The sequence below is a fragment of the Prochlorococcus sp. G4PB16 genome (assembly GCF_059772465.1).
The window spans coordinates 577,065-586,379 of record NZ_CM186289.1; the positions used below are offsets into that span (position 1 = coordinate 577,065).

16 protein-coding genes are annotated in these 9,315 nt (G+C 35.8%); 7 read left to right on the forward strand and 9 right to left on the reverse strand.

The features are described from left to right. Window positions 1-105: 105 nt before the first annotated feature. The 3 genes from AC6EIZ_RS03665 to AC6EIZ_RS03675 all read left to right on the forward strand — a co-directional run bounded on the left by AC6EIZ_RS03665 (window position 106) and on the right by AC6EIZ_RS03675 (window position 809). The gene (locus tag AC6EIZ_RS03665) at window positions 106-270 is read left to right on the forward strand and encodes a hypothetical protein (protein WP_413678143.1); all 165 of its coding nucleotides are present in this window, start codon (window positions 106-108) and stop codon (window positions 268-270) included. Window positions 271-276: 6 nt separating this feature from the next. After that, complete coding sequence (locus tag AC6EIZ_RS03670) at window positions 277-465, forward strand: hypothetical protein (protein WP_498513290.1); 189 nt, start codon at window positions 277-279, stop codon at window positions 463-465. A 137-nt stretch (window positions 466-602) separates the two neighbouring features. Continuing rightward, complete coding sequence (locus tag AC6EIZ_RS03675) at window positions 603-809, forward strand: hypothetical protein (protein WP_498512457.1); 207 nt, start codon at window positions 603-605, stop codon at window positions 807-809. A 962-nt stretch (window positions 810-1,771) separates the two neighbouring features. Here the strand turns inward: AC6EIZ_RS03675 and AC6EIZ_RS03680 are convergent. The 4 genes from AC6EIZ_RS03680 to AC6EIZ_RS03695 form a co-directional block, all read right to left on the reverse strand. After that, window positions 1,772-1,936, reverse strand: coding sequence for a hypothetical protein (locus AC6EIZ_RS03680; protein WP_498512459.1), 165 nt, complete (start codon window positions 1,934-1,936; stop codon window positions 1,772-1,774). Window positions 1,937-2,140: 204 nt separating this feature from the next. Further along, window positions 2,141-2,311, reverse strand: coding sequence for a hypothetical protein (locus tag AC6EIZ_RS03685; protein ID WP_498512461.1), 171 nt, complete (start codon window positions 2,309-2,311; stop codon window positions 2,141-2,143). A gap of 78 nt (window positions 2,312-2,389) precedes the next feature. Then, the gene (locus tag AC6EIZ_RS03690; protein WP_498512463.1) at window positions 2,390-2,737 is read right to left on the reverse strand and encodes a DUF8633 family putative protein; all 348 of its coding nucleotides are present in this window, start codon (window positions 2,735-2,737) and stop codon (window positions 2,390-2,392) included. A 269-nt stretch (window positions 2,738-3,006) separates the two neighbouring features. Then, the gene (locus tag AC6EIZ_RS03695; RefSeq protein WP_498512464.1) at window positions 3,007-3,294 is read right to left on the reverse strand and encodes a hypothetical protein; all 288 of its coding nucleotides are present in this window, start codon (window positions 3,292-3,294) and stop codon (window positions 3,007-3,009) included. 761 nt (window positions 3,295-4,055) lie between these two features. On the opposite strand from AC6EIZ_RS03695, the gene AC6EIZ_RS03700 reads away from it, so the two are divergent. After that, complete coding sequence (locus tag AC6EIZ_RS03700; protein WP_498512466.1) at window positions 4,056-4,259, forward strand: DUF2905 domain-containing protein; 204 nt, start codon at window positions 4,056-4,058, stop codon at window positions 4,257-4,259. 402 nt (window positions 4,260-4,661) lie between these two features. On the opposite strand, the gene AC6EIZ_RS03705 is transcribed toward AC6EIZ_RS03700, so the two are convergent. After that, window positions 4,662-4,961, reverse strand: coding sequence for a hypothetical protein (locus AC6EIZ_RS03705; RefSeq protein WP_498512468.1), 300 nt, complete (start codon window positions 4,959-4,961; stop codon window positions 4,662-4,664). A gap of 28 nt (window positions 4,962-4,989) precedes the next feature. Here AC6EIZ_RS03705 and AC6EIZ_RS03710 point away from each other — a divergent pair, with 28 nt between their 5' ends. Both AC6EIZ_RS03710 and AC6EIZ_RS03715 read left to right on the forward strand, forming a co-directional pair. Then, window positions 4,990-5,223: a hypothetical protein gene (locus AC6EIZ_RS03710; RefSeq protein ID WP_498512470.1), complete on the forward strand. Its 234-nt coding sequence runs from the start codon at window positions 4,990-4,992 to the stop codon at window positions 5,221-5,223. 214 nt (window positions 5,224-5,437) lie between these two features. Next, window positions 5,438-5,599 carry a DUF8642 family protein gene (locus tag AC6EIZ_RS03715; protein ID WP_498512472.1) on the forward strand — a complete coding sequence of 54 codons (162 nt, stop codon included), beginning with the start codon at window positions 5,438-5,440 and terminating at the stop codon, window positions 5,597-5,599. A gap of 391 nt (window positions 5,600-5,990) precedes the next feature. Here the strand turns inward: AC6EIZ_RS03715 and AC6EIZ_RS03720 are convergent, their stop codons facing one another. Then, window positions 5,991-6,122: a hypothetical protein gene (locus tag AC6EIZ_RS03720; RefSeq protein WP_498512474.1), complete on the reverse strand. Its 132-nt coding sequence runs from the start codon at window positions 6,120-6,122 to the stop codon at window positions 5,991-5,993. Between the two features lie 257 nt (window positions 6,123-6,379). Beyond that, a complete protein-coding gene (locus tag AC6EIZ_RS03725; protein ID WP_498512476.1) occupies window positions 6,380-7,729 on the reverse strand; it encodes an ammonium transporter in 1,350 nt (449 codons plus the stop codon). Window positions 7,730-7,929: 200 nt separating this feature from the next. Here AC6EIZ_RS03725 and AC6EIZ_RS03730 point away from each other — a divergent pair, with 200 nt between their 5' ends. Continuing rightward, a complete protein-coding gene (locus AC6EIZ_RS03730) occupies window positions 7,930-8,214 on the forward strand; it encodes a hypothetical protein (RefSeq protein WP_498512478.1) in 285 nt (94 codons plus the stop codon). A 204-nt stretch (window positions 8,215-8,418) separates the two neighbouring features. Here AC6EIZ_RS03730 and AC6EIZ_RS03735 read toward each other — a convergent pair whose 3' ends face one another. Together AC6EIZ_RS03735 and AC6EIZ_RS03740 are read right to left on the reverse strand one after the other, a co-directional pair. Next, window positions 8,419-8,841, reverse strand: a complete 423-nt coding sequence (locus tag AC6EIZ_RS03735; RefSeq protein WP_498512479.1) for a hypothetical protein — start codon at window positions 8,839-8,841, stop codon at window positions 8,419-8,421. Window positions 8,842-8,926: 85 nt separating this feature from the next. Further along, entirely contained in the window at window positions 8,927-9,136 is a 210-nt protein-coding gene (locus AC6EIZ_RS03740) for a hypothetical protein (RefSeq protein WP_498512481.1), read from the reverse strand. Window positions 9,137-9,315: the final 179 nt, after the last annotated feature.

Below are 9,315 nucleotides of genomic sequence, written 5' to 3' on the forward strand. Positions count from 1 at the left end.
CTACACACTTGGCTCTCTCAAGTGTGTAGAACATAATCTCATCTAATATTTCATATCTGCTTTTCATTGAGTTTTAAGAGTTCAATTTCTTTTATTATCTCTTGTATGGAATCATCTAAGTGGAAACCTACAGAAGAAGAACGGGAAGTGATGGAAGCAGTTTGGATGCAAGTTAAAGGTGCATGTGAGAAATTAAAAGAAGAAACTAATGCCAAAGATGAGCACATCAGAAAAATGCTCAAAGAGATGGCTGATCGTTATTACTCATAAATAATCTTGAAAGCACAAACAATGATTTATAAAATCATCAGGCATGACAAAGAATCTGACGATATTACTCAACAATCATTTAACAGCTATGACGAAGCATACGATCTATTAGAAGAAATATATTCAGATGTTTGTTGTTCTGATGCTGATTACGGGGACCGTCCCTATTATGAAATTATTAAGGAAGAAGAATGAAACTTATAGAAAAGCACAAGCAACTAATTGCTTGGTATCAAAAGAAGCTTGGCCTGAGTGACTATTGCTTACTTTGGCTTGTTTTTTTCAAAGGAGTATTTGTAGCTTTAGTGATAGAAAGATTAATTGTGCACTAAATGTTTGATCAAGACGCTCTATTGGAATATCTAAGTTCACCTGAGGGGATTAATAAGATTATTGTAGGAATAATCTTATTTGGAGCAATTAATGCAATCTTCATTACCTATAGCGTTAGGAGTACTTATGGCGCTGCAAAAAAAGAAAAAGATCGACTCATGATGCAACAAGAAAAGATCGATAAATTATCACCGACACAGAAATAGATTATATGCCTCTTTTAAAACTATGGAGAAGAACATCAAAAGGTAGACGTTTAAATATTAAACGTCTCATCTTATTCCCCATAATTGTTTATGCCGCATATATTTTCATTGATAGCTTTATGCCTTTGTTTATAGTTGGCTTTGTGATCTGGTTGTTATATACCTGGACTGGGAAGAAGAGGTATTGATGATGCCTGCGAAACTATTTACCGCAGAAGAAGATATATATAGTAGATTTATATGTTAACAAAGGTTTAACATCTGGCGATATAGCTAAGAAGCTCAAATTCGTAGGTCAAAACTATTTAGCTGAAGCAAATTTCTGTTCAGTTTCTACAGTTGGTCGTCATCTCAGGTCCCTCATAAAGTTGGCTTAATAAAGTACATAAAACACGGTTATACACATAAGAAATATCTTCAAGTAATTAACCCAAAGGTTGCCTATCAACAAGCTGTTAAAAAGAATGAGACATATAGCAAAAAGGATGACTCTGTCAGTTACCCTCTTAAACGGCAAAAAGATCGTATCAATGAGGTCCCAAAAGAGCGTACGAGTCTGTCAATAAGCACCCAAAACAGTATTGATAATGCTATAAAAGTTACTGAAAGTAGTAAGAATGGGACATCTTTGACAGAGTCGAAACAGTCAAGTTGGAAGAATCGAGTCGGTCAAGTTGAAAGAATTGAAAACGTCAAGTTGAAAGAGTCAAATACTATACAAACTAAAGAACCTCTACTAAATAACGTAAATAAAAAAAGAACGTCAATAACACATTTTTAAATTCAAATATAGAAAAAGAAGTTTCAGTAGAGAAAGGGAAACAACCAGAGCTTCGCTCTATTAACAGGAAAAAGGATATTTCACGTCTCGATGTTCCTTCTACACCAAAACATATTACAGATGAAGAGCTTGCTAGTGCTTTTGATGAAACCTCACTCCTAGTAAGAGTTGCTGCTTAGCTCTAGCGAAACTTTTTATTGATTCTTCTTTCTAAAGCCTTTACTTGATGCCTAGATCTCAATTCCTTTATATGGTCTAGCTCTTCGGCTTTATAAACCGACATTTCTCTTGCAGCTTTTACAAGCTCAAATGCATATCTATGAGTGTCCTTTATGGAAGAGCCCATGGTCGAAGCAAGGGATATATATGAATACTCAATCGAAAAAGATGACTATTTGTCTATGTACAAAATAAATTTGAGTATTAATGCCCAGAGAGAACCTTTTATCCTATGTAATTAGGCTCAGAAATTATTGGCAAAAAATCCTAAGAGCAATACCTTGTATAAAAGAAAACTTGTTCTTAATCTCACGTTATTTTTTTCAGATTTTTAACGAGCTTCTGGGAAATCTTCATAACGCCTCCCTTGTAGGCTTGTTTCAACGGTATGAAAGGTGCATCGCAAGCCATTATCACCTATTGAACATGCGGTATAAATTCGAGCTATCGCCTCTTTGCCTACGACAATAAAACGTGTAGGGAAGGGGTCTCTGACGGACATAACTTGCACCTCCGTGATGACTAGAAGTTGCAACTAAACTTCTTTTAGTTGATTAATTGATAAAGAGAGGCTAAATACCTACAAATTCGAAGTTCCCCATTCGCAAGAAAGATCACATTCGGTCAAATGTGTTTTTTCAAGACGATTCAATATTCTTGCCATATCAATAGAAGAAAGACTTCCGTCTTCATTCCATTTAAGAGTTGTTTTACGTTGAGATGGGATCTTTTCGTTCTTTTTTCCAGAAGGAAGAAATTTATTAGTTTTGTTTTCGATGAAATCTAAGAACGATTTTGCACTGTGAAGATTACCTGTATAAGTGCATTGATTCAAAAAACAAGCTCTAAAAATTCTTCCAGTCAAGCCCTCTAAGCAAAGAATTGATCCACCCTGAGGTGTTATGTGGAGTGGTTTTCTAAGGGGCATCGCAAATGCTCCATTTCTAGAAGGATGCTTATTTTTGTATCAACGACTACAGAATATCAATGAGTCTTAATGCCTAAAAATCAAGGCTCTTTAACTTCGTATCACCCTAAATCCTTTTTATATCATCTTATAAGGGCTTAATAACGAATAATTGATCTGCAGACCTTTAATCTTTAATGGTCCGTTCAGAGCATTCACACAAAGAAAGCAATAAAAAAAAGGAGCTAATTGCTCCCTTATAATTGTCTCTCATCCACTGACCTTATTTTCTAGGTAGTGACTTTCTCTTTGTCTTTCTTAGCAGGAGCAAGAGCTTTGATCTCCTCTTGAAGTTCATGCTCACGTTTATCAAGCAACTTGACTCGAGCTTGATAACTCTCTTCCAACCTCTTACGAGAAGTCTCGATATTCTCGAGCTCTTCTTCTCTTTGGTTACGCTTGATTTCTTCTAACTGACTATCAGAGACAACATAAACTGTTCTCATAGGGGAGAAGAAAGAATCAGCGAATACTGCGTCAAATAAAGAGGAATACATTACGTTTATTTCAAAGGACATATCTACTTTGACTCGACTAGACGGAATTTAAAATGTTTAAACCGAAGAATTAAATACGGCCTCTACGACCAAGATCGGTTACTACTACTGATTGGTTGGGTATACCGATAGATTACAGAAGGGAAAGGAGTAAGTGTTTCATTCTTGGATGTTACCTACACTAAATTTAAGCTGTATGCGCTATCAATTTATAATACATGCCGTCCACTTAATTTATAGCTACTCCTATTTTTAAAAGCTCTTTGAAATTTAAATATAACTAGTTAAAAATGAAAATACGGAATATCTTTGAGACGAGGAGGATTAGAGGAGCAAATACCAAATTGCATGCACTCAATCACATCATCATCATATTTGGGCTTAGAAGTAGAAAACAACTCATGATTCAGGAAAGGTCCTTTGACATTCTTTAGTAGATGATTAAATGGATTTCCACAAGACATAATGATTCCCCCTAAAAAGGTTGGGGAGGCATTCCATCCAATATGACTTTGAATGCCTTCCCCTCTACTATCAGAACCAAGTCTTAAAATAAAAGTTCTGATAATTCTTTTCTAATCAAAGTGATCTAAAAATCAAATCAGTATAAATTACTGTTTTATCTTGTATTTTTTGCGGGAGGTATTTAAACCTCCCTAAAGCCTGAGCCAGTAATCAAAGTATGGGCAGAGGCCCTGGGAAAGGTTTAATTGAAAGCGTAATAGTTGAAAAGGGTGCTATCACCCAAGTATTAGTACAGTTGGGTTAATTAATAACTAATAATGCAAAGGATACTAATTACACTTGGACTTGTTATCGCTTCGATTGGCGTTCTGTATCCCTATTTAAAACAAATAGGGTTAGGACGATTACCTGGGGACATTATTCTTAGAGGTGAGAACTCAACTTTTTATTTCCCAGTTGTTAGCTGTATTGCCATTAGTGTGCTTCTTACCGTCATTTTTAATTTGTTTCGAACTTCCTAGTATCTGCCATGACTCAAGAGGCTGATTAAAATTAATCTTTTTCTATGACTAATCTAATGAGTAGGGAGTAGGAAAGCCCTACCTCAACCGAACATCATGAATATTGAAATTCTTTTTACATTTAATTTAAGCGAGAGCGAGTAACATCTGCCAAAGGCATGTTGCGTTCAAGCTCTAGTCAGAGAAGGGGACAGTCGTCGAAATCCTGTCCCTTTGCTCGCTAACTCATAAAAAGTAGGTCTGCACTTTTTTGAGTAACCGAAGGGATGGAGTGTTCAATATTTACCTTCAAAAAACTTTCTCACACTAATGATCTATGAGTAATAAAAAATCAGAATATAAAAGGATCTTTGAAGATAACTCACTTACTGATCTGCAAAAATACAGGAAGATAAGTAATCTTTACAACAAAGGTTCAAGATTTTGGTCTTTTGTTATTGGCTTGAATGCAATTATCTGGCCGTTGCTATTCATTATTCCTAATTTAGAAATTGATAATCCAAATACAAATCCAATAGTTGCGTCGATAGACTGAAAAAATAAAGTGTTGCCACTAATTTTAGTTAACCCTCCTCTGAGAGGAATTCTTATATAACTTCCACCGACAAAGCAGCCTTCGAAAAGAAGACTTTTAAGTTTCTTCCTTTTCTTATTTTGGGAAAGATTATATTTGCCGCTAGGTTTATTTCCTACTTGGTGCAACTCTAACTTTTCTCAACTCAATATTGCAATGGTAGATAATTTAATTGGAAATCTTTTAATTACTGCTGACCCATGGCTTGGGCGTATTCAAAGTGAGATGGATGCAAGATATGTAGAACAGTCATCTTTGACTAATCTTTTTACTGAACATAAATTTTGGGGCTGGGCTGGACTTCTTTCAATTTTCGTAGCGTTAGCTGCAATATTTTATCTTCAATTTCAAGCATGGGAACAAGAAGATCAAGAACAAAAAAATAAATAATTTCAATGCTAATACATAGTTCACATATTTTTAGTTTAAATTATCATGCCATAAATTCTCATAAGTTTTCTTCACAATAAGACATGAATAATTACTTAGGTTTATATTCTCATTCACAGCTTAAATAATTAAATAGGTACTTTATATTCAGTATTAAATGGTTATTTTCTAAAACTTTAATGCTAGCTTCGTTGACCATTAGGAGGTGTAAATTATGACCATAAAAGATTCATTTCCCAAGCAAGACGTTGTCATAGAAAAAGATGCTATTGATGAGTATTTTGAATGTATTACGGCATGCTCAATAGGCAATGAAGGAATGCAATGTATAACACAATGTGTTGAAGTTCATCTTAAAAATCAGTTAGAGCAATGATCACCAAAAATCCTCTTTTAATATCTTCTAAAGGTGGAACAATTACCTGCTTGAACTGAGATTCTGGGGAAAAAATTTGTCAATCATGCTCTAGAAATAATTGCATCTACTCAGGAGGCTTAAATACAGAAATTATCCTTAGACAATCTTGAAGGTGCAAACAATAACCTGCTAAAAACAAGCTAAGAATATTCAAAGAAATAGTTTACAAATATTGAATGAACCGCTGCTTACTACTAGACCTAAATTTCAGCGATTTTTTTCCAACTACTGCTAGGCGGTGGTCTATTGCTTAGTAACGAGCGTAAAAATCAAACAAAAGTTGACCTATTAATTCACCTAGGTCAAATTTGGACTTTTTCTTTGTTTTGTCTTGAGTAGAGACGGTCATTTATGGATTAGAAAGTTTATGGAGAGCCTTATTAGACTTTTTTAATATTTTTAGAGCCTCTTTCCTTGAGGTACAAGCATCAGCTTTTGCTTGAAGTTTTAAAAGTTTGGCGTGTTGTTTCTCTAAGTTCATGCAACACCAGGAACAATCTGCCCAGTCACGAAATAGCTAGCTGCCATAAAAACGAAAGCCATCATTGAAGCTCTTCCAATAAAAGTCATGGATTCAGATAAAGAAGACAATAAACTTAACAACTTTAATCTTCAAGCGAGGAAAGCCTATTCGTAAGGTTCTCCGATTTGTATATTTTGAGCAACGGAAAAGAAAACCCTCTTTTTAAGGAGGGTTAACCAAAAATCATTGAAGGATAAGATCCTGATTTTTGTAATCTATATGGCGTTAGGAGAACCTGTTCTCTCCACATAAGCCTCTTCACCATGCTCGGAAATATCTAAGCCAGCTTCTTCTTCGCTTTTTTCAACTCTATAATTACATCCAAGTGATTTCAATAAAAAAGCGATTATCAAAGTTCCAAATGCGGCAATTCCATATGCAATTAAAACTGCTTGAAATTGTCCTAAAACCAATCCAATACGACCTTGCTCTGCAAGAACTAATCCAGCAGGATGAGATGAAATTAATTCTGGTTTAGCAAATAATCCCGTAAGGATAGCTCCCACAGTTCCACCGACACCGTGGACAGCGAAGGTATCTAATGAGTCGTCAAAAGATAATTTAATTTTAACCTTAACTGAGATGTAGCATAAAGAAGATGTAATAGCACCAATCAGCATTCCACTAGCTGGACTTACGAAGCCAGCCGCTGGCGTGATGCCTACCAAGCCAGCGACAGCTCCAGTAGCCATTCCTACCGCAGTTGCTTTCCCATCTCTAAATGTTTCAATCAACGCCCAAGCTACCAATCCAGCTGCTGCTGAAACATGAGTTGTAGTAAAGGGAAGTTCTGCACCGCCAACACTTAGTTGACTTCCTCCATTAAATCCAAACCAGCCAAACCATAATAAACCTGTACCTATAAGAATCTGAGTAATGTCGTGGGGAGGCTTGATACCTTTAGGCCAATTACTACGTGAACCTATTAATCCTGCGAGTACTAAAGCTGATACTCCTGAACTGATGTGAACAACCGTGCCTCCAGCAAAATCCAAATCTTTGCCAAGTAACCCACCACCCCAAACCATGTGAGCAAGAGGTGCGTAAACGAATAAAATCCATATAGGCGTGAATAAACACCAAAAACGAAAACTAATTCTTTCTACTAATGCTCCTGAAATCAAAGCCGGAGTAATTATTGCGAACATACCTTGGAAAAGTGCAAAACTCAGTCCTGGTATTTGAAGGCCCTCCCAATTACTTGGAAGATTTTCAAAAAATGCATATGTTAATGGATTACCTATAAAAGCATTAGAGGCTCCTCCGTCCGAGAAGGCCAGACTAAAACCTACTGCTGTCCACACAAGAGTAGCTATTCCCATCATGACAAAGCTCATTGCCATTGTGTTGAGAACATTTTTAGCTTGAGTAAAGCCTCCATAAAAAAAAGCTAAGCCTGGTGTCATCAACAAAACCAAAGCCGATGAAGTCAAAATCAAAGTATTGTCTGCAGCCGAGAAATTTGATTCAGTTGCATTTGCAGGAAAAAATGCAGCACTTATGAGCTGAATGGCAGGAACGGCAAGTAGAGCTATTCCAAACCTTCCAATACGAGTTCGCAGCAAAATAAAAAATGTACACTTTGATACATAATTGCTAATTATTTCAAACAAGAAAAGTTCACAATGAACATTTTTAGCATATATGTATAAACTGATACTTCTCGATATCGATCACTTTTTGATCACCAAAACGATAATGCTTGCCCAGTTACCTGCAAAGTTCATCTCTATATCATGATGGTTTCAAGAATAGATTGCCAAAATTGACTCAACTAGATTTAATAACGCAGAGATATGACAATCTTCTTCTAGCTCTTCCAACGCTAAGAAAGCATCAAAGAAGAAATAAAGATGGAAGTATTATCAATATTCCTGATCCTGAACATGGAGATCGTTGGTCAAGTTTGGAAAACGAACTCCATCAGTGGATAAGAGAGCTTGATCTAAATGAGGATAAAGAAACTAAAAGATATTGCGAAAGTCGGATTACCAGGATTAAAGGTCTAATGAAGAAGAGAGGATATGACCCAGAGAACTTAAGCTGCTAGGTATATAAATAAAAAATCCAATTACTTAAGAATTAAATATCCGTATACAGTAATTATAAGAAAGATTGGAATTGCTAAGTAAGTGAGTACGAACCATTTGAACGTATTGTCTTTTGCCAAGCTGATTTAAAGGAAGAGAATAGCTATAGCTACCCCCATTACAAAGTTAACTCTTTAAGCCATAGACACAAGAAAATAGTGTTCCTAATTGTTAGCTAAAAATTCAATATATTTTTTCAATGTATAGCCATGACAATCACAAGGGTATTTAGCTTGTAGACCTACAGCATCATCTTGCCCTCTAAATCTTCGACAATTACAAATAAGATCAATATCATTTCCAGCTTTAAACTCTTTTACTCTTGCTTCAAACCACTTTTTAGCTGCTTTTGGAATATTTCCATCTTCATGCCAACTCTGCCAAACCAAACTATCAAACATTTTTATTCCCTCTGCCCTAACCACTCCATCGATTCTTTCAAAGAAGTTTCTTACTGGGCATTTTGATTCATTTATAAAGAATCTCTTTGGTGACTTTGGACCATGGATCCATGAACGCTTTTCCATAGAGCCAAACACCTCTACTTGGTCAAAATATTTCTTTGGATGGACTTCAGGTTCAGTCATATTTCGCATTTATCAGTATTTTGATCCATAAAAATGGGGGCCAATGCCCCCAAGATAAATCAACTGTCAACAATTCAATTCTGAATTAAGAATCCATTGCTGCAACTTCTCCACGAGCTAGCTTTTGTCTTTCTTCAAAAACTGAAGGTATGTAAGAAGTAAATACTCCTTTCTTAAATGTAGCAAGTTGAGCAGCGTGAAGCCTTTCTGCTTTCTCAATACGCTTTTTTGTTAAAGCTAGGTTGTTCATGACCTGTTCAATTACTGGAAATCCCGTTCCGTACTTCCATCTCATGCACCCCATAATCTGAGGCGAACGTGTAAAAATTATAACAAATAAGAATAAGTAGTTAAGCCGGCATTACGACAATTTAAGTAGTGTTTCCCTACTCCCATGGGAAAAGAGTTGCTTATAAGTAGGCAAAAGAAAACCCTCGCTGTGGAGGGTTTCAAATAATTAGTGAGGAAGTTTTA

Excerpts from the sequence above, each read along its gene's own strand:
- AC6EIZ_RS03720 (WP_498512474.1), bottom strand. The coding sequence starts at position 6,122 with ATGAACTTAGAGAAACAACACGCCAAACTTTTAAAACTTCAAGCAAAA.
- AC6EIZ_RS03710 (WP_498512470.1), top strand. The coding sequence starts at position 4,990 with ATGGTAGATAATTTAATTGGAAATCTTTTAATTACTGCTGACCCATGG.
- AC6EIZ_RS03685 (WP_498512461.1), bottom strand. The coding sequence starts at position 2,311 with ATGTCCGTCAGAGACCCCTTCCCTACACGTTTTATTGTCGTAGGCAAA.
- AC6EIZ_RS03695 (WP_498512464.1), bottom strand. The coding sequence starts at position 3,294 with ATGTCCTTTGAAATAAACGTAATGTATTCCTCTTTATTTGACGCAGTA.
- AC6EIZ_RS03680 (WP_498512459.1), bottom strand. The coding sequence starts at position 1,936 with ATGGGCTCTTCCATAAAGGACACTCATAGATATGCATTTGAGCTTGTA.
- AC6EIZ_RS03740 (WP_498512481.1), bottom strand. The coding sequence starts at position 9,136 with ATGAGATGGAAGTACGGAACGGGATTTCCAGTAATTGAACAGGTCATG.
- AC6EIZ_RS03675 (WP_498512457.1), top strand. The coding sequence starts at position 603 with ATGTTTGATCAAGACGCTCTATTGGAATATCTAAGTTCACCTGAGGGG.
- AC6EIZ_RS03735 (WP_498512479.1), bottom strand. The coding sequence starts at position 8,841 with ATGACTGAACCTGAAGTCCATCCAAAGAAATATTTTGACCAAGTAGAG.
- AC6EIZ_RS03700 (WP_498512466.1), top strand. The coding sequence starts at position 4,056 with ATGCAAAGGATACTAATTACACTTGGACTTGTTATCGCTTCGATTGGC.
- AC6EIZ_RS03690 (WP_498512463.1), bottom strand. The coding sequence starts at position 2,737 with ATGCCCCTTAGAAAACCACTCCACATAACACCTCAGGGTGGATCAATT.
- AC6EIZ_RS03665 (WP_413678143.1), top strand. The coding sequence starts at position 106 with ATGGAATCATCTAAGTGGAAACCTACAGAAGAAGAACGGGAAGTGATG.
- AC6EIZ_RS03715 (WP_498512472.1), top strand. The coding sequence starts at position 5,438 with ATGACCATAAAAGATTCATTTCCCAAGCAAGACGTTGTCATAGAAAAA.